The sequence below is a fragment of the Neptunomonas concharum genome, assembly GCF_008630635.1.
In the GTDB taxonomy this organism is placed as follows: domain Bacteria; phylum Pseudomonadota; class Gammaproteobacteria; order Pseudomonadales; family Balneatricaceae; genus Neptunomonas; species Neptunomonas concharum.
The window spans coordinates 1,791,405-1,814,730 of the sequence record NZ_CP043869.1; the positions used below are offsets into that span (position 1 = coordinate 1,791,405).

General features: G+C 44.8%; 19 protein-coding genes. 9 read left to right on the forward strand and 10 right to left on the reverse strand.

Features of this window, described 5'->3' with window-relative positions; genetic code table 11:
- Positions 1-27 precede the first annotated feature (27 nt).
- Positions 28-657 carry a hypothetical protein gene (locus tag F0U83_RS08345; protein WP_246077713.1) on the reverse strand — a complete coding sequence of 210 codons (630 nt, stop codon included), beginning with the start codon at positions 655-657 and terminating at the stop codon, positions 28-30.
- Between the two features lie 993 nt (positions 658-1,650).
- Here F0U83_RS08345 and F0U83_RS17410 point away from each other — a divergent pair.
- A complete protein-coding gene (locus F0U83_RS17410; protein ID WP_150036821.1) occupies positions 1,651-2,154 on the forward strand; it encodes a histone H1-like repetitive region-containing protein in 504 nt (167 codons plus the stop codon).
- Between the two features lie 369 nt (positions 2,155-2,523).
- Here the strand turns inward: F0U83_RS17410 and F0U83_RS08355 are convergent, their stop codons facing one another.
- On the reverse strand, positions 2,524-3,033 hold the full coding sequence (locus F0U83_RS08355; RefSeq protein WP_138987339.1) for a hypothetical protein: 510 nt from the start codon (positions 3,031-3,033) through the stop codon (positions 2,524-2,526).
- Positions 3,034-3,355: 322 nt separating this feature from the next.
- On the opposite strand from F0U83_RS08355, the gene acnB reads away from it, so the two are divergent.
- The 3 genes from acnB to F0U83_RS08370 all read left to right on the forward strand — a co-directional run bounded on the left by acnB (position 3,356) and on the right by F0U83_RS08370 (position 7,031).
- On the forward strand, positions 3,356-5,956 hold the full coding sequence (gene acnB, locus F0U83_RS08360; protein WP_138987463.1) for a bifunctional aconitate hydratase 2/2-methylisocitrate dehydratase: 2,601 nt from the start codon (positions 3,356-3,358) through the stop codon (positions 5,954-5,956).
- Positions 5,957-6,061: 105 nt separating this feature from the next.
- Positions 6,062-6,487: an immunity protein Imm33 domain-containing protein gene (locus F0U83_RS08365; RefSeq protein WP_138987340.1), complete on the forward strand. Its 426-nt coding sequence runs from the start codon at positions 6,062-6,064 to the stop codon at positions 6,485-6,487.
- Positions 6,488-6,611: 124 nt separating this feature from the next.
- The gene (locus F0U83_RS08370; RefSeq protein WP_138987341.1) at positions 6,612-7,031 is read left to right on the forward strand and encodes an Hsp20 family protein; all 420 of its coding nucleotides are present in this window, start codon (positions 6,612-6,614) and stop codon (positions 7,029-7,031) included.
- Positions 7,032-7,077: 46 nt separating this feature from the next.
- Here F0U83_RS08370 and F0U83_RS08375 read toward each other — a convergent pair whose 3' ends face one another.
- The 5 genes from F0U83_RS08375 to F0U83_RS08395 all read right to left on the reverse strand — a co-directional run bounded on the left by F0U83_RS08375 (position 7,078) and on the right by F0U83_RS08395 (position 14,293).
- Complete coding sequence (locus F0U83_RS08375; RefSeq protein WP_338036372.1) at positions 7,078-10,155, reverse strand: efflux RND transporter permease subunit; 3,078 nt, start codon at positions 10,153-10,155, stop codon at positions 7,078-7,080.
- Positions 10,152-11,258, reverse strand: coding sequence for an efflux RND transporter periplasmic adaptor subunit (locus tag F0U83_RS08380; protein ID WP_138987342.1), 1,107 nt, complete (start codon positions 11,256-11,258; stop codon positions 10,152-10,154). The genes F0U83_RS08375 and F0U83_RS08380 overlap by 4 nt, the downstream gene beginning before the upstream one ends.
- Positions 11,259-11,319: 61 nt before the next feature.
- On the reverse strand, positions 11,320-12,066 hold the full coding sequence (locus F0U83_RS08385) for a MipA/OmpV family protein (RefSeq protein ID WP_138987343.1): 747 nt from the start codon (positions 12,064-12,066) through the stop codon (positions 11,320-11,322).
- A gap of 93 nt (positions 12,067-12,159) precedes the next feature.
- Positions 12,160-13,467: an ATP-binding protein gene (locus tag F0U83_RS08390; protein WP_138987344.1), complete on the reverse strand. Its 1,308-nt coding sequence runs from the start codon at positions 13,465-13,467 to the stop codon at positions 12,160-12,162.
- Positions 13,468-13,561: 94 nt separating this feature from the next.
- Entirely contained in the window at positions 13,562-14,293 is a 732-nt protein-coding gene (locus F0U83_RS08395) for a response regulator (RefSeq protein ID WP_138987345.1), read from the reverse strand.
- Positions 14,294-14,489: 196 nt separating this feature from the next.
- Here F0U83_RS08395 and F0U83_RS08400 point away from each other — a divergent pair, with 196 nt between their 5' ends.
- The 4 genes from F0U83_RS08400 to F0U83_RS08415 all read left to right on the forward strand — a co-directional run bounded on the left by F0U83_RS08400 (position 14,490) and on the right by F0U83_RS08415 (position 20,611).
- On the forward strand, positions 14,490-17,129 hold the full coding sequence (locus F0U83_RS08400) for a glycosyltransferase (protein WP_170221783.1): 2,640 nt from the start codon (positions 14,490-14,492) through the stop codon (positions 17,127-17,129).
- A gap of 138 nt (positions 17,130-17,267) precedes the next feature.
- Positions 17,268-18,116, forward strand: coding sequence for a hypothetical protein (locus F0U83_RS08405; protein ID WP_138987347.1), 849 nt, complete (start codon positions 17,268-17,270; stop codon positions 18,114-18,116).
- A gap of 754 nt (positions 18,117-18,870) precedes the next feature.
- Complete coding sequence (locus tag F0U83_RS08410) at positions 18,871-19,731, forward strand: delta-class carbonic anhydrase (RefSeq protein WP_138987348.1); 861 nt, start codon at positions 18,871-18,873, stop codon at positions 19,729-19,731.
- A gap of 163 nt (positions 19,732-19,894) precedes the next feature.
- Positions 19,895-20,611 (forward strand): hypothetical protein, encoded by a 717-nt coding sequence (locus F0U83_RS08415; RefSeq protein WP_138987349.1) that lies wholly within the window; start codon positions 19,895-19,897, stop codon positions 20,609-20,611.
- Between the two features lie 249 nt (positions 20,612-20,860).
- Here F0U83_RS08415 and F0U83_RS08420 read toward each other — a convergent pair whose 3' ends face one another.
- Entirely contained in the window at positions 20,861-21,382 is a 522-nt protein-coding gene (locus tag F0U83_RS08420; protein WP_138987350.1) for a TetR/AcrR family transcriptional regulator, read from the reverse strand.
- Positions 21,383-21,511: 129 nt separating this feature from the next.
- Between F0U83_RS08420 and F0U83_RS08425 the strand changes: the two genes are divergently transcribed.
- A complete protein-coding gene (locus tag F0U83_RS08425) occupies positions 21,512-22,009 on the forward strand; it encodes a DUF2867 domain-containing protein (RefSeq protein WP_138987351.1) in 498 nt (165 codons plus the stop codon).
- 16 nt (positions 22,010-22,025) lie between these two features.
- Here the strand turns inward: F0U83_RS08425 and F0U83_RS08430 are convergent, their stop codons facing one another.
- Entirely contained in the window at positions 22,026-22,769 is a 744-nt protein-coding gene (locus F0U83_RS08430) for an adenosylcobinamide-GDP ribazoletransferase (protein ID WP_138987352.1), read from the reverse strand.
- The gene (locus tag F0U83_RS08435) at positions 22,762-23,322 is read right to left on the reverse strand and encodes a histidine phosphatase family protein (RefSeq protein WP_138987353.1); all 561 of its coding nucleotides are present in this window, start codon (positions 23,320-23,322) and stop codon (positions 22,762-22,764) included. Before F0U83_RS08435 ends, F0U83_RS08430 begins: the two co-directional genes overlap by 8 nt.
- Positions 23,323-23,326: the final 4 nt, after the last annotated feature.

Genomic DNA, 23,326 nt, shown 5'->3' on the forward strand with positions numbered 1-23,326 from the left:
TATAGTAATATTTGTCCGATCTATGGATCAGTAATCTAAGTAGCGACTCGCAAGTGCACTTAGTAGTTCAACAAATTGGTGTTGGTTTAAGTTTGGTTGTTCGTGGATCACTAATGCGAACATTTGTGATCCAACGTGAATTATCCATGTGCCTAATAAGCTATTCCCTACCGGGTCAAGCAACCCCCAGGATTGTCCCATCAACTCTAAATCACGATTAAGAAGTTGGTGATGGCGGTGATGCATACTGATCAGATCAGCCGCAAGAGCCGCCAGCGAATCCGCATGATCCTGATCAAATCCTGACGAGCCTAAGCAAAAGCCTTGATCATCCCCCAATACCACTTTCCCCGTTGTGGATAATACAGGCAAAACCTTTGAAAGAATCGTTTCTAAGCTGCCAGAAACAGGCTCTGCAGGGTTATCACTTAAGACGAGAAAACGGCGGGCAATCAGTTTTTGAAACAGAGCGTCTGCCATATCTTTATCTAAGTCAGCCAACTCCGCAAAGACTTCTGAGGAGTAAGCAATCGGTGCATCGCTACTCATCAATTGCAGTAATAAAGCACGAGCATCGTCCGACTGAGAGTTCACTGTCGCATAGTAAGCACCGCTGGGAGTAACTTGCAGGTAACGTATTTTGCTTTCCGAATTCACTATATATCTCTCGCTATCCGTAACCGCTAGTAGGCAAATAACTGGGCTGTGGTAGCCGCCGCCATAACCCCAAATACAAAGCGCTGAGGAATGTTTAACTCACTAATAACCTGAAAAGCCGTCATTGGACGGGTTTGCCATAAATTGATTACAGCGTGAACTTCAGGAATAACGATATCGCGAATGCAATCTGGGGAGCGTGTTAATCTCCGAGTTCGGGAAGGATCGTCTGCTGGTAAGACCCTCCCCTGAACAGTCCATAAGCCCGCTAACCATAAAAGATCTTCGGCAGTGATGACCCGCTCTGAGAAGCCAAGCCCTTCCTGCAGATCATCCTCTATCACATCGCCCGGCTTCATTGATAATTCGCCCAAGCCAAAACGGCTTGTCATAACAGTGTAGAGAACCTCTTCAGATAAATTCGTTACAAAACAATCAGTCCAAGGTAAATATTCAAGTCTTAAATGAAGTCCATCAATAGCTAAAGAGGTACGTTGGCTACGTCCTTTCTCAACTATTTTCTGAATCCAAGGGAGCAACATCCCCTCTAAATTAATCAATAACCGGCGCCGGTCCGCTTCAATGGTCCAATCCAGTTCAGGAAGGTTACCAAAAACAGACACCATATTGGTCGCCTTTTGTGGCGTAGGCTTACTAATTAAAGCTTCATTATACTGGGCTTGTTTCTTTTCTATGGCTGGCTTTAAGGCCGGAACTATCTGGTCAAATACTTCAGGGGTAACAACTGGTTTAGATTGAGAAGGGCTGCTTTCAGCAAGCTTCGCGACTACCTGCGCCCTGACATTAGAGACTCGGGCACCTAGGTGAGGGCCGCCACCATGGCCAATACTGTCAATAGAGGCAGTAGAACGAACGCCGCTTGCTCCTGTTGGATCAGGCGTATTAACGCCCTCCTTTTTAAGCAATGCTTTTTTCTTCGCTAATAACAGAGCACGTTTTTTAGCGGCCAGCTGAAGGTCTGCCACATTAGATTTGGGTTTTTGTTCGGCTTCTAAACGTTCTGCTTCTAAACGTTCTGCTTCTAGACGTTCTGCTTCTAGACGTTCTGCTTCTAGACGTTCTGCTTCTAGACGTTCTGCTTCTAGACGTTCTGCTTCTAGACGTTCTGCTTCTAGACGTTCTGCTTCTAAACGTTCTGCTTCTAAACGTTCTGCTTCTAAACGTTCTGCTTCTAAACGTTCTGCTTCTAAACGTTCTGCTTCTAAACGTTCTGCTTCTAAACGTTCTGCTTCTAAACGTTCTGCTTCTAAACGTTCTGCTTCTAAACGTTCTGCTTCTAAACGTTCTGCTTCTAAACGTTCTGCTTCTAAACGTTCTGCTTCTAAACGTTCTGCTTCTAAACGTTCTGCTTCTAAACGTTCTGCTTCTAAACGTTCTGCTTCTAGACGTTCTGCTTCTAAACGTTCTGCTTCTAAACGTTCTGCTTCTAGACGTTCTGCTTCTAAACGTTCGGCTTCTGCCTGCTCTGCAAGATAACGATCAAGATCAGAAGTTTCGGGGGCGATAGAAGCCTGAATTTGTTTTTGTAGCGCTTCAATACCTTCTGCAAGCGCATTTGCAGTGAACGGTTTTATAACAGTAATACAGTTATTCCATTCAAGCTCCGATACTGAGATCAACAGAGCTGGCAGGCCAACCTTCTCTTCAAGGTAACTCTTTAAAGTAGATTTTGAGCTGGGCTGGTCGGCATTAAAAATAACCCAATCAGCGCGTGATGGCGAATCCACAATTTTGTATTGTTTGCCTACACGGTGAGATACGAAAAAATACTCCAGAGTATGCTTAACCGCACCTTCAAAGCCGATAAAGTGCACTCGAGAATGGTTAGAGGTACGACGATCCATGTTATAGACCTTCCTTTTTACTAGAAACCGCTGCAGCTGGAAGTGAACGTCCGTTAATCAGGACAGAGTGCCTCACATCCAAGTTCGCTATCTGGTTAATGCGCTTACTCGCAATAATCTCACTCAGATTCTCGCTCAGCTCAGCCCCCAATAAAGGCTCAGCTTGCCGAATAAGCCTAAGGCTCAGTGCATTGCCCTTATAGCGCAACATAATCATCAAATCGATTAGCGCACCCAGTACCTTAGATTTTGAGCCATGAATCATTGCAAGATAAAATCGTCTCACATGATATTTCAAATCCTGAGGGTGTGTCGCAACAAGACGCGTCAGATTAGTCAAAGCATATTTAGGTACACTGCCCTGATAAATCAGCGACTTTTGCTCGCTGGTCTCAAAAGCGGCTTGAATACGATCAGCAAGATCGCCTTCCAGCTCTTCATTAAGATCCCAGTCTGAGATTGCCATCCAGATCTGCGAGTTCACTTTACTGTCTTCCTTCAAGTGCATCATAGGTGCATCTGTCTTTTTATTAATAACATTAGTTATTGTAGAGGATAGCCAACAAATCGTGTTTTATCATGATCCGAACAATCATATACCGCTTCTGTTCAGACTAACAACGTCTCTTACCCATATAATTTAAAAAAATAGACCTAAATCATTAAAATAGTTAAATACAAAGTCTAAGGCGCCAGATTGTCGACAAACTTAACTTTGAGCGCCTCTTAAGATAGAATCCTCCCGCCATATCAACAATGAGACAAGATCTCAACACACCGTCGGCAGGGTATGTTAACAAAGACCGATGGAAATAACTGATGAGGGCTATATCGTGCTTGAAGCTTATCGTAAACATGTAGAAGAACGCGCCACTGATGGTGTACCACCTAAGCCATTAGATGCTGACCAAACAGCTGCGTTAGTAGATCTACTTAAAAATCCACCTGCGGGCGAAGAAGAATTCCTTTTGGACCTGTTAACTAACCGTGTTCCTGCAGGTGTAGACCAAGCAGCTTATGTAAAAGCCGGTTTTCTTGCTGCGGTTGCTAAAGGTGAAGCAACCTCTCCTCTAGTAGACGCTGTAAAAGCTGTTGAACTGCTAGGAACTATGTTGGGTGGTTATAACATCCAGCCATTGATCGACTGCTTAGAAAATGAAGCTTTAGCTCCGACCGCTGCTAAGGCACTCTCGCATACATTATTAGTATTCGATGCATTCCATGACGTACAGGAAAAAGCAGAAGCAGGTAATGCTCACGCTAAACAGATCCTTGATTCTTGGGCTAATGCTGAATGGTTTACTTCAAAACCAGAGCTTGCTGAGAAAATCACCGTTACTGTCTTTAAAGTAACCGGTGAAACCAATACGGATGACCTGTCTCCAGCACCTGATGCGTTCACACGTCCTGACATTCCAATGCATGCTAATGCTATGTTGAAAATGGAGCGCGATGGTATTAACCCAGACGTTCCAGGCTCTGTTGGTCCATTGAAGCAGATCGAAGAGATCAAAGCGAAAGGCTACCCTGTAGCATACGTTGGTGATGTTGTAGGTACTGGTTCTTCTCGTAAGTCAGCAACCAACTCTGTTCTTTGGTTCTTCGGTGATGATATCCCACACGTTCCTAATAAGCGCGCTGGTGGTTACTGCTTCGGTGGCAAAATTGCACCTATCTTCTTCAACACAATGGAAGATGCTGGCGCGTTGCCAATCGAAATGGATGTAGAAAAAATGAATATGGGTGACGTGATCGACGTTTATCCATATGAAGGCGTTGCTAAAAATGCTGAAACTGGCGAAGTGCTTTGCAACTTCGAGCTGAAGACTCAGGTATTGCTTGACGAAGTTCGTGCCGGTGGCCGTATTCCTCTGATCATTGGTCGTGGCCTGACAGATAAAGCACGGGCGGCATTAGGCCTTGAGCCAACCGAACTGTTCCGTAAGCCGGATCAACCTGCAGATACTGGCAAGGGCTATTCTCTTGCTCAGAAGATGGTTGGTAAAGCATGTGGCGTAGAAGGTGTTCGTCCAGGCACTTACTGTGAGCCAAAAATGACAACTGTTGGTTCTCAGGATACAACAGGTCCAATGACCCGTGACGAGCTGAAAGACCTTGCTTGCCTAGGCTTCTCTGCAGACCTGACGATGCAGTCGTTCTGCCACACTGCAGCTTATCCTAAGCCAGTTGACGTTCAGACACACCACACGCTGCCTGACTTCATCATGAACCGTGGCGGTGTTTCTCTTCGCCCTGGTGATGGTGTAATCCACTCTTGGTTGAACCGTATGCTGCTACCTGACACCGTAGGTACAGGTGGTGACTCTCATACGCGTTTCCCAATCGGTATCTCTTTCCCAGCAGGTTCTGGCCTAGTTGCCTTCGCTGCTGCAACAGGTGTTATGCCGCTGGATATGCCAGAATCAGTATTGGTTCGCTTTAAAGGTGACAAGCTACAGCCAGGTATCACGTTGCGTGACCTGGTTAACGCTATCCCTTACTACGCAATCAAGCAGGGGCTATTGACCGTTGCTAAAGCGGGTAAGAAAAACATCTTCTCTGGTCGCATCCTTGAAATCGAAGGTCTACCTGACCTGAAAGTTGAGCAAGCGTTTGAGCTATCTGACTCTGCGGCTGAGCGTTCTGCTGCGGCATGTTCTATCAAGTTGAACGATGCACCGATTAAAGAGTACCTGACATCTAACATCACTATGTTGAAATGGATGATCTCTGAAGGTTACGGCGATGTTCGTACCATCGAGCGCCGTATCAAAGGTATGGAAGAGTGGTTAGCTAACCCAGAATTGATGGAAGCTGACGCTGATGCAGAGTACGCTGCGGTTATCGAAATCGATCTGAATGACGTTAAAGAGCCAATTCTGGCCTGCCCTAACGATCCAGACGATGTGAAATTACTGTCTGAAGTTGCTGGCGATAAGATCGACGAAGTGTTCATCGGTTCTTGTATGACCAACATCGGCCACTTCCGTGCAGCGGGTAAACTATTAGATGCAGCGGGCACTTCTATCCCAACGCGTATGTGGATTGCACCACCAACGAAAATGGATGCTGCTCAGTTAACTGAAGAAGGTTATTACAACATCTTCGGTAAAGCCGGTGCTCGTATGGAGATGCCAGGCTGTTCACTGTGTATGGGTAACCAAGCACGTGTTGCTGACAAGTCTACCGTTGTGTCGACTTCTACGCGTAACTTCCCTAACCGTTTAGGTACAGGTGCGAATGTTTACCTGTCTTCTGCGGAGCTAGCGGCGGTTGCAGCACTACTTGGCAAGCTGCCCACAGTAGAAGAGTACATGCAGTATGCTGCTAAACTGGATACGATGGCAGATGACGTTTACCGTTACCTGAACTTCGACCAGATCGAAAACTACACAGCTAAAGCTGCTACTGTTATCCCAACAGTTCAAGCTTAATTTTACGCTGCGTAAAAAAGCCCGTCCCTGTGACGGGCTTTTTTGTTACTATTTATCTTAGTAATCCTCTTGTCACAGTGACGTTATACCTGTTCCGGAATAGTTATGAAAACACCTGATATCGACACCCCTACTTCCAAAGAAAATGAAACCAACCAAACAAAAAATGGCTTTCTGGCGCTGGTTTCTAAAATGACTTTTGATGAGAAGCTACCTATTCGCTTTATGTTTAAAACCGTACCTGAGCACTTAAACGATACAGGGTGGCGAATGTATACCGGTTATGAATCTGAAGAATACCTTGAGAATGAGCTGGCCAACATGGTGCCTGTTCCTGTTGAAAAGATGTGTCGTATAGACTCATCGCTCACTGATTTAGTGACCTATAATGCAGGCACCGTCTGGGAGCGCACGCCAGAGAGCGACGGCTGGCAACGTGTTTATGACTTTAAAATTCCTGCTGCCAACGTTGATGTCGGTATCACTAATGATATTGATCGATTCAATACAGAATTTAAAATCGACGATTAATGGCTTGAAAAAACTTCGTTCACCCTTACATAAAAGTTAAGCCGACAGCCTTAGGTGTCGGCCGTTACCTGATCAAACGATAGGTAAACAACTTTCACATATTGCTTTGTATGAGGATATGATAATGCGAACATTTGACCTTACACCACTTTACCGTTCAGCCATTGGTTTTGATCGACTTGCCAATATGATTGATTCAGCTAACCGTAATGAGCAACAACCTAGCTATCCTCCCTATAACATTGAATTATTGGGAGAAAATGCCTACAGAATCACCATGGCCATTGCAGGATTTTCTAAATCAGAACTGGAGATTCAGTCTGAAGAAGGTAATCTGACGATTAAGGGCGCAAAAGAAGCCGATACAACAGAGCGCACTTATCTGTACCAAGGCATTGCTGCCCGGAACTTTGAGCGTAGATTTCAACTAGCGGACCATGTCAAAGTCGTTAAAGCCACTATAGAAAATGGCCTGCTACATGTTGACCTCGTCAGGGAGATTCCTGAAGCGATGAAACCGCGTCAGATCGAAATTACAGATTAATCTCGACCTCTAAGTAGGGAAGCAGCGCTTCCCTACTACATCCTTTTTAAGCGCCAACCGCCCCCTTTTTGAAATACCGATCACCTAGCACCAACATACAAGGTGTGATGAACAAGGTAAGCAAAGTGGCAAAGGCTAAACCTCCCGCAATGGTACTGGCAAGTTGCACCCACATTTGAGATGACGGCGCGTCCAAAGCAATTTTACGCCCGATAAAATCTAAATTGAGTCCATATGCCATGGGAATAAGCCCTGACACTGTGGTTACAGCCGTCAGTAGTACAGGGCGCAGGCGCTCTCTTCCTGTCATAAAGGCTGCATCCAATGACGCTATCCCTTCTGCTCTTTTCTTATTAAAAGCATCTATCAAAATAATATTGTTGTTTACCACAATCCCTGCCAGAGCAATAACACCGATCCCTCCCATGACGATACCAAAGGGCTGGTTCGTCAAAAATAACCCAAGCAGCACCCCAGCTGTAGAGAAAAGAATGGCACTGAGCACTAAAACACTCTGATAAAAGCTATTAAACTGAGTAACCAAAATAAGCAGCATAATAAATAATGCAACGATGAACGCCTTGATCAGAAAAGCCATGCTGTCTTTCTGGTCGGCATCTTCACCTTTAAAGTTAAACTCAACCCCTTGCGGGAAAGCGGTTTCGCTAATACGAGCCTGTAAGGCCTTAAGTTGGTTGTCGACCAATAGTCCCTCTTGAATATCGGATCGGATAGATATGACCTGTCGTCCATCAACTCGCTTGATTCTTGAAACTTTGGGGGATGGTGAAACTTCCACAAAATTACTGACAGGCACCATGCCTTGGGCTGTTTTAATTCTTAACTGCTCTAATTGCTGTAGGGTTCTATGCTCTTTCGGAAAACGGGCACGAATATCCACCTCGTCATCGCTGTAATCCGGCCGGTATTGTGCAAGATTGATCCCAGCGGTGATTAGCTGGACAGCGTTCCCAATAGATATAATATCAGCACCGTAACGGGCAGCCTCTTGTCGGTTTACCGCCAAGGTCCACTCGATACCGGGCAAAGACCGGTCATCTTCGATGCTAATAAAGCCCTTGATATCCCTCATAAGCCCTAGGAGCTGATCGGCTGAACTGATCAGATCGGACTGAGAGACACCACCAATCTCTATTTCAATGGGTTTACCGCCTGCCGGCCCATCCTCCTCCTCGATAACCTCTAAATATAAGCCAGGTATACCCTTAATTTTTTGCGCCAAGATAGAGAGTATGTGGTTTGCTGGCGCACGCTGGTGCCACTCTTCCAAGCGAAATTGCAAAACACCAATAATATCCTCCTTTCCTTCGCCATCTGGCTGAGCAAACGACCGAGCGTACACCGCTCCCAAGCCAGCCACACCTGTAATTCTCTTTTCAACCTCTTTTAAATAGTTATCCTTCTCGACAACCGATAGATCACCGCGGGCGTGAACCTGAACCATTGCCGTTTCTGGCTCTGTTTCAGGGAAAAAAGTGATACCAGCACCATAGCTGCCGTAAACGATGTATACCAAAACCATCATGCCACATGTTGTTGCTATGGTTTTTACAGGATGTTTTAAGAAGAAGCTTAGCAACTGTGCGTAAAGATTAGCGCCTTTACTTGGCGTTGGGGCCTCCACTTTTTTAGCAGATTTAAATCCCGTGCGATTAAACAGATATCCCACTACAGGTAAAAAAACCAGAGCCATGGCTAGAGAGGCTAATAGACATAAAACCACCGTGATAGGTAAGTATTTCATGAACTCACCCACTGTGCCGGGCCAAAATGCCAAAGGTATAAAGACAGCCAGTGTTGTAAAGGTCGATGCAATGATAGGCCAAGCCATTTGCTGTGCAGCATGGGTGAAAGCGACTTGACCAGTATCACCTGCTCGCATCTGTTTCTCAGCCATTTCTACAATCACAATAGCACCATCAACCAACATGCCAACAACCAGAATCAAACTGAACAAAACAACAATATTGAGGGTGATACCCAACAAGTAGATACACAAAAGGCCCATCAAGAAAGACCCCGGTATGGCCAGCCCTACCAAGAGTGAAGAGCGTACCCCTAAGAAAGCAATGATGATAATCATCACGATCAACATAGCACTGAGGATATTATTAAGCAGATCCCACAACAGGGTACTTATCTGGGCAGATTGATCGAGAATATAACTGACCTGAACACTGGCAGGCATCAGCGTTTTAGCAATCTTAACGACAGCCTGTACTTGGGCCACAGTCTCTATAATATTGGCCCCTGAGCGCTTTGATATCTCAAGCGAAATAGCTGGCGCGCCATCCACCCGAGCAAAGCCATCAGGATCTTTAAATGTATTGCGCAGTGTTGCAACATCAGAAAAGGTGACGACAGTCGACCCACTCACTTTAATCGGCAGTTGCAAGAGGTCATCTAGCTTTTCAATGACACCGGGGACTTTTAAATTTAATCGTCCAATACCTGTATCCAAAGCCCCAGCGGCGATCAACAGGTTATTTCGGCTGATGATATCCAAAACCTGAGCATAGTCGAGTTCATAAGCATCCAGCAAAAGCGGATCAATCGCCACTTCTAATACCTCTTCCCGATCCCCACCTATCTCAACGGACAACACATTAGGCAAGGCCGTAATTTCCCGCTTGAGTTGGCGGGCAATACCAATTAACTCCCTCTCATCAATCGGTGCCGAGATACTTAATGTCATCACCGGAAAAAGCGCCGTATTAATTTCGTTCACCACGGGGCTTTCGGTGCTTCTGGGAAGTTGAGATTTGGCTTGTTCCACCTGAGTTCTCACATCCTGTAAAGCCTGCTTGGCATCAAAACCCGCTTCAAACTCCAAGGTAACAGAGGCATACCCTTGGGTTGCAGATGCCGTCATCTCTTTAACCCCTTTAATGCTTCTTAACGCTTTTTCCATAGGCTTTATCAAAAGGCGCTCGGCATCTTCCGGCGAGATTCCATCATGAACCATCGAGACGTAAATAAATGGGATAGCGATTTCCGGATCAGACTCTTTGGGAATGGAAATAAAGGCTGAAACGCCAGAGACCAGCAAGAATAATAAAAGTAGCAGCACCATACGGCTGCGTTCCATCAAGAAAGTGATCACAACGCTTGCTCCTGCTCCTGCCCAGCGGTAACAGCAATTAGCCTTTTTACAGAGCTCGCATCAATCTGATCACCCTCTTGATAAAAGCCTTGCCCATGAGTGATTAAAGAGACCGACTCTGGTAGGCCAGACACCCAAAAGCCGCTTGTTTCATGGCGAATGATAGATACAGGGAATACCTTCACGCGGTTATCACTATTCAGGGCTTTAACATATAGCTCCCCTTGATAGTCCAAATTTAGTAACGCCGGTGACACAAGGTGTGCTTGGTGACTCTCGATTGGTAGTTCTACACGTGCACTCAAACCTAACCAAGGTTTTTGATCCGGATTTGAAACCTGAACCTCAACTCTAAAGCTGCGGGTTTCCTTATCAGCTAAATGCGCGATGTATGAGACAGTACCTGTCAACGCCTCGCCGGTAACCAAACGGGCAGTGACTCTTTGGCCTGATTTGATGGCGGCTAAGTGATGCTGGGACACCTGCACACTGATGCGTACTTGGCTGTCATCTACCAAAACAGCCACACTATCTCCGCGATCAACAAAGTCACCCAACTCCAGCGGCCTTTGGTCTAGAACTCCTGCGAAGGGGGCTTTAATCTGAGTATTGCTGATATCTTCTTTAATCTGAGCCAATGATGCTTCTGACTCAGCAACAAGCGCTTCATGACTAAGGACATTCGTTTTAGCACGCAATCCTTTTTGTTGCAGCTTAACATTAGCCAACCAATCACTTTTGCGCTGACGCAGCTCCGCTTCTGCCTGCTTCAAGCGAGCTTTGCGATCATTCATCGCTAACTGAACTAATGTCTCATCCGTTTTTACACGCTGACTACGCGAAGCAGGTATGCCAACCACCTTACCAGCCGTCTCTGCCTTAATTGTTACCGTTCGATGAGGCTCTACATGTCCTGCTAATACCAATGTTTTTTCAATAGTTTGTGCATGGGAAACACGCGTTTGGATGATCACATCCTCATGGCGATCATGTTTACTGAGAACATCATTCTCTACAGGTCGACTTGATTGAACATTCCCCGTAAAAATCCAGAAACAGGCCAATATAAGCAGCCCTAATGCAATCTGCTTTGAGCGATCCACTTTCTACCTCATGCGTTACAAATAGAAAAAGGGCCCATAGGCCCTTTGAGTATGGGAAGACTTAAAAAGTGTATGCGACACCTAACGTTGTTGACCAAGTATTGTCACGCTCTACGATCGGAGACTTTTCAATCTCGCTACCCAACCAGGTATAGTTAGCCGAATGGAAAAGGCTCCAGCTGTCAGTGACAGGCACCATCACGTTATAGCCAACATAAGGTGCGACCGTTGCATCACCTTTATAAGCAGCACGCGTTGCAGTTGCTTCTTTAGCGCGCACACCGTAGTAATAATCGACGTAATCTTTCGTTAAGAAACTAACACCCACTGTCGGAGAAAAAATAGCCATACCGCCTACATCAATAGCATGGCTATAACTCATATCAGCAAAGAATCCTTTATAAGCACCAGCCACATCATGTAGTAAAGATGCACTGAACTCCCCTGCTTCACCCAAGCGATATACTGCGGTAACACCCATATCGACACTGATGTCTCTGTCATCCATGCCTGCAAAGTATTTAGAGTCCTTACTCTTAAAATCTGAACCTACCGATGATAATGTCGCGTATACACTGAGCGGTGTCTCATCACTGCCGATAAAACGGTAATGCGCGCCCGTAGAACCAACTGAGAAATTCTCACCTTCATACTCAACAAAAATTAAAGGATCACTGTTGTCTTTATAGCCTTTATAGGGTGACTTAAAAGAAACACCGCCGGCCCCAATGGTGAAATCACCTGCATTAACAACAAAGCTTGAACCCAATAGTAAACAGGTGGCAGCAATTAAAGACGTGTTTTTCATGTAATTAGCCTCATCAATATGTGATTTGAATAAGGCTATTATTTAGATGTAACACCCCTGACAATAGTGAGAGTGTGTATTGAAATGTATGACTTATGTCTGCGTTCTGTCTGGGAGTGGTAGATACAACGAAAAGCGTGCTCCACCGATAGGCGCACTAGAGACCGTCACTCTTCCTTGATGGATATCCATGATCTCCTTTACGATGGACAAACCTAAGCCGTGCCCACCGGTATCTCGGGCTCTTGCGACATCTAAACGCTCAAACGGCTCAAAGATACGTTCATGCTCGCTCAGCGGTACCCCTTGCCCATCATCATCAACACAAATGACCAAATAACCATCTTCAATCAGTGCATGTAGTTCTATCTGGGTATAGGCATGAATATCAGCATTACGGACTAAATTACTTAATGCCCTTAATAAAAGACGAGGGTCAAACTTTAACGCTATCGAAGGGCATTCAATAACGGCTAGTTCCTTTAAACAACTACGCTGCAAAAGGGGCTGTTGTTGTTTTAGCCACTGTGCTACATCCTGCGATTCAAACGCTGCAATAGTGCCCGACCTTTGCATTTTCGCATAGCTTAATAACTCTTCGACAAGCTGATCCAGCTCTGCCAAATCCTCTTCCATACCGGCCAGAAAAGGCTGTTGTGCAGGCGCTACAAGATCTTCTTCCAACATCGTTAGCTGGCAACGTAAGCGAAAGATAGGGGTTCGCAACTCATGGGCAACGGCATTAGTTAAGCGCTTATGGCTGGCAATTAGAAGTTCAATCCGCTCGGCCATTGAATTAAATGAACGATTTAACCCCCCCACTCGATGCTTACTGGCCATGGGCGCACGAGCCGAAAAGTCACCATTAGCGATAGCTGTAGCCGATGTCTCCAACATTTTCAGCTTGCGCTGCAAGAGATAAGTCCAAGCAGCCAGAGCTAACGCTGTAACAATAAAAAAGCCCCAAAAAGCCGTTATATCAACCAGTTTTTGAATCTTAACAAAATCAGAATTCGGGTCATCATGGGATTTATATATCTTATCGTTGACACTTAGCCAAAAGTACATAGCTTCACCATCATCCCCCTCCAGCTCACCCCAAAAAGGCCCTGAACTTTTTAACGCCTTAATTTCAGGTTGATTAAGTGTTTCTGGAGAGGCCAATACAGTCAGCACTTGGTTTTCAAGCTCGGCAGTGCGATACATAGCCTTCTCCATTGCCTCCTCACCAGCCAGTTGATAAATCTCTTCAAACAGCTTCGTATAGCTTGTTACTTTACGCCGGACTTCCTCTTGAAACGCGTCCTTGAACACCTTTTCAGCCGTAAGATCTAAAAGAAGAATAAAACCAAATAATGCCGCAATGACACCAATATAGAGCGTAATAAAAAGACGAGCCATAAGTGAGCTATCCCATTAGTGAGCGAGTACCTTTCTCATTCTGGCACAAGAAATCACTCAGCTTCACCTGTTGGTATGTATGGAAATGTATGGGCTAATCCCACTGGTTTGAGACAAACATATAGCCCTTGCCGCGCACGGTAATAATACGGCTAGGCAAAGCGGAGTCATCTCCTAGTTTCTTACGTAAAATCGCAATTTTATTATCGATGGTTCGGTCAACACCGTCATAATCAATCCCGCGGGTAGTTTTAACTAAAATCTCCCGTGATAGCGCCTCATCCCGATGGCTGGCCAACAACCATAACAAGTCAAACTCCCCCGGAGTTAAACTAACGCGCTGTTCATCAAGATGGCATACCTGAGTGAGCTGATTAAGGGACAAGCCACCTAACTGCAACTGATGGTCGTCTTGAGTTTGCAACGCCTCCGTTTGTCCAAAACCCGCATCATGAGAAACGCCTAGCTGACGACGCAACAGCATACGAATTCGTGCCAATAAAACCCTCGGTTGCAAAGGCTTACAGACAAAATCATCAGCCCCCATCTCCAATGCAGCCACCTGATCCATATCATCATCACTGGCGGTAAGGATAAGAATCTTTCCCTCAAATACGCCCCTGACCTCACGACATACACTCAAACCATCCATCCCTGGCAACATTAAGTCCAAGATCAATAGATCAGGGTTAGCATCAGATAGCAAAGACAACGCTTCATCTCCCCGATGCCCCACAGCCACCTCAAAACCATGACGAGTAAGATACATACTCAGTAGCTGGGTAAGTTTTTCATCATCTTCAATGAGCAGGATTTTTTCTGACATCTTCGAGGCGGCCTAGATAGCGGTTACACAGAGATAATACCTAAGGCGAAGATCATAACGGCAAATTTTAGTAAATCACACCCTTACACGCCTTCGCGGTAAAAATACCCATGTTGTCATATTTCCTACAACTACGCGCGTTAGGATGCCGTTATTCGATGCACCACTGACACTCAAGCCGAAGAAACCCAAGCCAATGATAAAAACGTCTGATTTTTTCCGCCAAATACGTCAAGAATATGATGGTTTTCTGCGGTCACAGCAACAACGCTTCCCTAGTGAAGAAACCCTAAAAATCGACCTGCATTGTCATGATTACAACAGTGATGTACCCGATGAATTATGGGGACGACTGTTAAACCTCCCCGAAACCTGGCTGCCCACAGAACAGCTCGCACAAACACTGAGCAGAAATGGCGCCGACGTTATCACCGTTACCAACCACAATAACGCACGCTCTTGCTGGGCATTAAAGGACAAAGGCGAAGATATATTAGTGGGCACAGAGTTTACCTGTCACTTTCCTGACTCCACCCTGAGTATTCATGTATTAACCTACGGCTTTACACCGACGCAGGAACAACAACTCAACACCTTGCGCCATGACATCTTCGATTTTGTACGCTTTACCCGCCTGCACAACTTAGTCACAGTATTACCGCACCCGCTGTTTTTCTACACTCACGACCAAAAGCCCGACCTTAGCATACTGGAAAAATTTGCTGTGCTGTTCCAGCGCTTTGAAGTGTTAAACGGGCAACGGGGCTACTGGCAAAACCTGCTAACGCTGAGATGGGTAGAAAGCTTAACCCCAGAGCGAATCGATTATTACGCAAAAAAACACCAGCTCGACCCCTTTGAATTTTGTGAGAATCCCTATCAAAAATCGATGACAGGTGGATCAGATGACCACAACGGTATCTTTGCCGGGCGCACAGGCACACTGGTGCATATCCCTGATCTAGCCAACCGCCTGAAACATACCTCACGTGCAACACTGGTGCTAGACGCCATCCGCGAAGGCCGCACCACCCCCTATGGCGAGTTAGGAGAAGAAGAAAAACTCACGGTGACCTTTCTCGATTATTTCTCGCAAGTTGCCATCCACATGCAAGACCCCGGCTTACTACGCATGATGCTGCACAAAGGCAGCCTACAAGATAAGCTGATGTGTCTTGGCGTAAGCAACGCCATGCAGGAACTCAAACGTCATAAATATACGCTCACCTTCCTTAAAACCTTCCATGAATCACTCTCTGGCACCAAACCTGCTTTACTGACCAGTTTAGGTGTCAGCAAAGAGTTTAAACCTGCGCTCAAGGTGATCAAACAGATAGCCAAAACACAACGTAAACACCCTGAACGCTTCTTAGAGACCATTCGCGAGGCGATACCTGAGCTTTATCAGGTCGTTACCCACATCTTTTTTGACCGGCTCAATCAACATCTGGAAAAAATGGACAAAGGCCATCTAGCCGAACTCACCACCGATGAACTGGTACGCCGCTTTGAAATCCCTACCCAATTCCGTGCTCTGTTTAGCGCAGAAAAGAGCGTAGCACCCAAAGATATTACCCAGCTCAACCTATCAAAAATGCTGGATGAATTGACGTTTCCTGCACTGGCATCAGGCGTCGTCATGGGAGCCGCCTTTACTGCCAGCCAAGTGATTTATAACAACCGTGAGTTCCTAAACGAACTGGCCGATACCCTAGGCAAAGCGCAGCACCCGCAAAAAGCCTTATGGCTAACCGATACCTTTGCAGACCACAACGGTGTTTCCTCCGTACTCCAAAGCACCCTGATAGAGATACAAAACCACGACTACCCCATTGATATACTCACCTGCCACCCCGACCTAGCACCCCAAGATCATCTGGTTGTTGTGCGCCCTGTCTCCAGCTTTAAAGTCCAAAGCTTAGGCCAGCAAGCCTTTTATATCCCTGATATACTCGAACTACAGCGGATATTTGAACAAGGCGGCTATGACCGTATTATCTGCTCAACCGAACTACTCATGGGCGCGATAGCCCTCTATCTAAAAAAAGCCTTCTCTGTGCCCGCATACTTCTTTATGCATACCGACTGGATGGAGTTTATCCAGCGCACCACCCAGTTAAACCACCACGAATCTGATCGCATACGCCGTTTATTACGCGCATTCTACGCCCAATTTGAAGGCATCTTCACCCTGAATAAAGAACATCAAGCCTGGCTGACCAGCCCAGAAATGGACCTCCCCGAATCAAACGTAAAACTCACCCAACATTGGGCCGACAACGTATTTACCGAACAAAAACCGGATCTACTCACCCTAAACCGCCACCCAATACTGCTCTACGTAGGCCGCTTAAGCGAAGAAAAAGGCGTATACGACTTAATCGATGTATACCAAACCGTTAAGCGGAACAACCCACAAGCAGAACTCTGGTTTGCAGGCACCGGCCCCGCCGAAGTACAGCTAAAAGCTCAACTACCCGACGCTCAATTTTTAGGCTGGGTCGACAAAAAAGACCTACCCGCACTCTATCAAAAAACCGACCTGCTCTTGCTACCCTCACGCTTTGATACCTTTGGCTGTGTCGTACTCGAAGCGCTAAGCTGCGGCCTGCCAGTCGTTGCTTACAACTGCAAAGGCCCTAAAGACATCATCGAGCATAACGTTAGCGGCTATCTGGTAGACAATAGCGAAGCGATGGCCAGCACCATCAACCAGCATCTACAAAACACAGACAAGCACCAATCGATGAGACAAGCCGCCTACGGCCAAAGCCAAACCTACAGCAGCGAACGCATCATGCACACCCTTATGGCCGATATGAAGCTGACAATATGATTGCCACCTTTTAGTAGAAGGCGGCTTGCAAACACGCCAGAAGTGGGTTAAATCAGTTAGTTAGAATCATGAATGACAGGCCTATAGACGCCAGTAGATTGGATTCGCATATAGGGTTGTTATGTTTTGGGTAAGTGAATGAGAAAATTCAAATGTTATTGGTTATTGAACTCTGTCCAATCTACTATCAAAGACGAGCATATTTGTGGTTACCATGTGTGCGATAGTTCACAGATTGTAAACGAGAGAAGCTCACTAGGGGCTGATGGAAGACGATTCTTTGACGTGTTGCAACAATCTACTGGGCTTTACAATCATTCGTTATGGGTATTTAGGGACGATGAATTTCAAAGCCAGGAAGAAGCAAATTCATTTAGTGATATATTCAGGGTCGTTGCTGAATCGTACTACAATTTTGGGGCGTCATCCTCAGGATTAATAATTGTAGATTCGAACTCAAATGAGATTATTACAATACAACCTCCTCAAGTAGAAGCTTACCAATCAATAAAACTCGATACTGTTAACGAAGATGATCTGACACGAATTTTCAAGTTGTCAGAAAAGTTACGCTCGATCAACAGAGAAAAGACTAACTGTTTTTTTTCAATTCTTGACTACCTAAGAGATATCAGAGCATCTCCCTCATTTGTTGGTGAATTAGCATTATGGTCGTTTGTAGAACATTATTGGGCTCAAAACCGAAGCGGGAATACCGATATCTATAAAAGTCTAAAGTCGCTCTTAGAAGAAGTTTATATAGATAAGCAGGATAGGAAAGATTTTAACTTACTTGTAAGAAGTGTAGGACACGATTTGGGAAAATCATATAATGAACATATCCTCCGAAATATACTAGCTCATGGAAAGCATATGACATTGAAAGAAAACTGGACTGAAAATAACTGGAATAACTTCAACAAGGTTCATGAGCAATTGCTTTCAATAGTGCTAATTGGTATCGAAAAGAGAATATACGCAGCATGAGTACCAATTTAATCGAATCGTAGAGTTTCTGAACGATATTAGACTGTTCAAGCCAAAGCAAAACCATGGTGAAATCTAACTTAGCCATTGAGGGCTATTTATGTTTTTTTAAGATTGGGGCTTGGCGAAATATTTGGTATAGCTATACAAGAGTTATATAATCTCTATCACAGATATCATTATTTTCCCCAAAAGAATCAGTATGAGGTAATGACTTGCTTGTCAACCTACCAGATCGATAGGCGCTATCATCTGAAATTGCAGCATAAATGCCTGATGTAGCGTCGATTACTGGAGTTCGTGGCTTTGTTACATAACCAAGACGAAGGTCACAACGGTAACCACTAGACTTACTAACGAGAGCAATAGGTCTTGGCCTTTGTAGCCACGATCAGTTAAACTTCAGCAAAAGGACTTTACTCTACAGGATGCAACGGATGGCACACCTCAAACACTATTACAACCACCAACAAACTCAAATAATCCCTCTACCTCTTTCAAATAAGGCATCAATAACCTTACCGCAAAAAAGGAGTACCGCTCGCCTAACGGATAACTCATATGTAAGGGTTAACTATCTATAATCACGTAGGTGAGAGCATCCATGGAAAAATATAAATACATGATATAACCGCAACAAATTTATTAGTTTAATTTTTATATTTACCCTTAAAGAATTAAATGGACGCTGCGATTATAGCTCGCATAAGCATAAAGCATTACACAAGTTATAAATCAATACAGGAAGTAAAACATGAATTCAAGAATTCTTTTTATTTTAACCGTAGCGGCATGTACGCCACTCAGTATAGCCGCCAAAGAAGCCCATTCTGAAGCTCCCGTTTTGGTAGCTGATAGCATCATAGCTCAGCAGCGCCAAGCACTGGCGGAAGCCACCAAGGGAAAAGGTTTTGGGCCCCAATCACCACGGGATATCAATCAGGTTAGCGGTACAAATGCGCGGTCTTTTAATCAAGCACCGCCTTATACTGAAATGAATTTATGTGATATCCACTTCCATAAAAATGCTGAGCATAAAGGCGGGGAATTCACCCTATATGCGGGAAATGGTGATGGCCAAGGGTATGGAAGTGGTTATCGATATTCGGGGACGTTGTCAGAGGCTGAGCTGACTCCAACGGATTATGAAATTTGCCCAAGTAAGCATGGTAGCCTGAAGCCAGGTGATACAATAGAACTTCATTATGTCCACTCATCCACTCAGGCAGTGCCTGGACCAACGCTGGGTACATGCCTAAGTGAGGCAATCGCAAATCCCCAATTACGCGTAGAGGCTCAGGTCTTTGTCTTGGTAAATGACAGTGACGCTAGTGATTTTTCAGACCTGACAAAACACGGCCTTAAAAACGGATACCACCAAGCTCTCAATATTCCTTCCGATACTGGGACACCGATACAATACGAGGGATCCACCACCGGTCCTTCTTACAACACGAAAGGCTCACCCTTTCAAGTTAGCTGGAGTGTTCGTCCCAAAGTAGCTAAGGTGAATGCAGCATCCGTCGGAAAATGGTGCGAAGGTAATGAGTTTAAAGAAGATCACGCACACGGCGTAAGAAACCTTGTAGTTAACCCAGATCTTCTATCAAGATAATAACTTTATCCTACGGGGTATAACAGATGATACAAACTATCAGCAAGCTAAAACATGCCCTTTGGGTTAGGCATAAACTAAGAACGAAGAAGAGCTGTATATATGAGGATTTTTATACATTGATACCCAAACTAAAGGTTCATTATAGAAAAAGGAGAATAGCTTGAAAAACTTGCTTCCTATACTATTAGTATTTTTTTCGACTTATGTTGAAGCAAATATCGACTTTAGAAATCCTATTAGGAACTATATAAATATTAAAGAGTCTTGGAATATATTCTATGAAGAAGACATGCAAAAAACAGACCCTGAACTAACTAAAAACTCATTAATCAAACTACAAGATATACTTAAAAAAGTTGAAAAAAACCTACCTAAACATTCCATTAAAAAACTTAAAAGATTAAAAATCTTTCTATTATGGGGAGAAAAATCCCCAAAAGGAGGGTTAAATAGTGGGATGAGATATGTTAGACAAGGTGAAACGATAACACGGCTACATTATGATGCAAGATGGGAAAATTCTATAGTAATCTATAGTGCTGAAAACTTAATGTATTTAACAGAAATGTGGGCAAAAAAGGCTATAGTTCATGAACTGGCACATGCGTGGCACATTATGCACTGGCCTGAAAAACATAGAGCTATAGTAACACCTTGGAAACATGCTAAAGAGAAAAATTTATATAGAAATGTAAGAGACTACAAAAATAGAATAAAGCCTGAAGCATATGCGCTTAAGAACAACCTAGAGTACTTTGCCGAATTATCAGCGATGTACTTTGTTGGTGGTGATTATTTTCCTTACGAACGAAGAAAATTAACCAAATACGATCCTGAAGGAGTAAAAATGGTTAAGGAACTATGGAACGTTAGATAGCATAATACAGAGTTCACTAACTGGATTACTAAGAATGTTTCTAGCTGCGTTATTTGATACAGAAAGCCGGTTCTGTTGCACTAGATCTTTCCATATTTCCCTCCACTCTGCTAAGCCTAGTGCGTAGTAGAGCGGAGTTTCATCTATTCTTATGCTACTTATTAAATTTCAGTATTGTTTCAACCAAAATTACCAACAGGATACAAGGCATATATGACTAGTTTATTTTTTAATAATAGGACCTTTACCCTACCTCAGTAAACCTAACTTTGATTCCAGCCGAGTTAACAGCGCAGCGCTATCGATAGCGTCATCATTTAACCCCTCTAGTAGTGTCATAAAATACACATCCATTATTAGATCAGCATATAAGCGCTGCTCTTCGTTGTTGTTGACTAGGAGTGACTTAAATGCATTGAGTTGTGGATCAAGAGATTGGCTTTGCCATAGCAATGCTTTAAACAGTGCTTTACTAAACTCCCTTTGGGATAGATAGAATGGGTAGAGCGCATGGGCGTAATGGAGTAGCCGCTCGGTGGGGCTTGTACTTTGATCGGATTGGCTGGCTTGCTGCAGCAACGTAGCCAGCTTGCCTTCTAAACCGGCTTTAAGAAGATCCAGTTTATTGGGAAAATGACTAAACACCGTACCTGTCGCCACCTGTGCGTGAGCCGCTATATCACGGGTAGTGGTTTGCTCGTAACCTTTTTCTGTAAATAGCTGCCAAGCAGTACCGAGTATTTTTGCCTTAGTTTGCGCGCGTTTGGTCACGTTTTTACTCCTGAATCACATACACCATTAAATCAATTTTGTTATGGCGTTAAAAGATTAAGTTGAAAATTGAGCGCGCTCATTTTATGATGCGATTCCCTAATACAACACTACCTCAGGAGAGCTAAAATGGTATCGGAAATGGTGTTCCCGCCAGAAACCAAAATTAATGGCAAAGAGTCAGCATCCCATTATCGAGACGCCTTTAGGGTAATAGTTAATAAACCAGAGCTCGAAGCAAGAGAGGTTTATCACAGCATCTTTGGCTTTTTACCAAAGCCCGTACAGCTCGCCTTAGCGTTGCGCAACGCGATTGTTAAGCATTTGGGTTTTGCGGTAAGTAATACTGAAATGAGCCTCCCGCTCGAAGAGATAGCCATAGGGAAAAAAGCCGGATTTCTTACGATAGAGCACGTCGACCCATCAGAAATTGTGTGTAGTGCGTATGAGCCTAATATGGATATGTGGCTATCCGTTTTAAAACTATCAGATCAAGAGTTTGCGGTTTCGACGTTAGTTAATTTAAAAACAAAAACGGGTAAGGTCTATATGACCATTATCAAGCCATTTCATAAGTTGATTGCTAAATACTGTATTAAACAAGCACTTAAAGCGGGCCGCATATAACGGGTAGATCAATCATTTACACGCTAAACGCCGCTACGGTTATCACCGTTAGTTCAACCATCGCAATCAGTGCGCCTGCTGTGTCGCCTGTTGTGCCTCCTAAGCGGGTAAGCATCGCTCGTCGCGCAAGATAGACAACTAACAGAACAGCCAAGATAATGAATGGCGCGAGTACCACACTTATAATGCATACCCCCACTACCAGCCACTGTAGAGGTTTAATAGGCATATGGGAGATCATATGAGCAACGATGCCTTTGTCCCTCACGTAAGGGGTTGTAGCTAATAAGCCAATGGCAGCGGTCCTTGCCAATGCGGGAGCAATCATCAGAGGGAGGAGTAGTTGATGATCGACCACCACGATGAGCGCAGCCCCCATCAAAAATAGGTATAAGATCAGCACAATAGCGCCTGTCGCACCAATGCAGGGGTCTTTCATAATACGTAAGCTTTTGGCTCGATCCCCTAAACCGCCCATCAAACCATCGCTACTATCTGCCAAACCGTCGAGGTGTAGCCCTCCTGTAATCACTACCCAGATAACCAACAGCATCGCTGCCATAAGCGGTGCCGAGGATATTAGATTCAACTGTAATAACAGCGCCAAACCAGCGCCCATACATAACCCAACCAATGGATAAAAGAGTAACGAGGCCGCTTGCACGTATTGGCTGGGATAGCGCTTAAAACGCACAGGAAGAATAGTAAGGAACTGTACCGCCACCAAAAACGCTTGTAGCGTTTGGCTGATTCTATTCATGGGTGGGTATCCTGAAGGTTTGGATTTTCCCGTGAGGCGAATTCATCGAGGCCATCTCTGATGCGGGTTTGGATTCTGTAATACATTGCAATGCTTTAATCACCCCACCATGAGTGATGAGCAAAACCTTTGTATAGCCGCTTTGCTGAAGCTCCGCGATAAAGGCCTGAACACGGGCAAAAAATAGTGGCAATGGTTCCCCATTCGGGGGTGGGTATTGAATCGGATCTTCCCAAAAGCGAGCTAAAGCATCAGGAGCTTCTAGATAGATTTCTGCTGCGGTTTTGCCATCCCAATCCCCAAAATCGTATTCCTGAATACGCGACTCTAAGGTGAGCAAAGTATCTGAACACCACTGCTGGGCAAAGCTATGACAGCGGATTAAGAGGGATGAGTAAACGGCATCATAGTCAGTAGGTGCTCTGAACTTTAGAGCACTTTGCATTTGTAGCCACCCTGTTTCACTTAAGGGAGGGTCAGTTTTACCTAGGTAGCGTTGGCCAAATTCCGTTTCGCCGTGGCGTAATGCGTCGATCACCAGAGCGTTGTTCATGGGC

Bases quoted from the DNA above. Each gene is read 5' to 3' on its own strand.
- F0U83_RS08355 (WP_138987339.1), bottom strand. From the start codon at position 3,033: ATGATGCACTTGAAGGAAGACAGTAAAGTGAACTCGCAGATCTGGATG.
- F0U83_RS08365 (WP_138987340.1), top strand. From the start codon at position 6,062: ATGAAAACACCTGATATCGACACCCCTACTTCCAAAGAAAATGAAACC.
- F0U83_RS08370 (WP_138987341.1), top strand. From the start codon at position 6,612: ATGCGAACATTTGACCTTACACCACTTTACCGTTCAGCCATTGGTTTT.
- F0U83_RS08385 (WP_138987343.1), bottom strand. From the start codon at position 12,066: ATGAAAAACACGTCTTTAATTGCTGCCACCTGTTTACTATTGGGTTCA.
- F0U83_RS08390 (WP_138987344.1), bottom strand. From the start codon at position 13,467: ATGGCTCGTCTTTTTATTACGCTCTATATTGGTGTCATTGCGGCATTA.
- F0U83_RS08395 (WP_138987345.1), bottom strand. From the start codon at position 14,293: ATGTCAGAAAAAATCCTGCTCATTGAAGATGATGAAAAACTTACCCAG.
- F0U83_RS08400 (WP_170221783.1), top strand. From the start codon at position 14,490: ATGATAAAAACGTCTGATTTTTTCCGCCAAATACGTCAAGAATATGAT.
- F0U83_RS08405 (WP_138987347.1), top strand. From the start codon at position 17,268: ATGAGAAAATTCAAATGTTATTGGTTATTGAACTCTGTCCAATCTACT.
- F0U83_RS08410 (WP_138987348.1), top strand. From the start codon at position 18,871: ATGAATTCAAGAATTCTTTTTATTTTAACCGTAGCGGCATGTACGCCA.
- F0U83_RS08425 (WP_138987351.1), top strand. From the start codon at position 21,512: ATGGTATCGGAAATGGTGTTCCCGCCAGAAACCAAAATTAATGGCAAA.
- F0U83_RS08430 (WP_138987352.1), bottom strand. From the start codon at position 22,769: ATGAATAGAATCAGCCAAACGCTACAAGCGTTTTTGGTGGCGGTACAG.
- F0U83_RS08435 (WP_138987353.1), bottom strand. From the start codon at position 23,322: ATGAACAACGCTCTGGTGATCGACGCATTACGCCACGGCGAAACGGAA.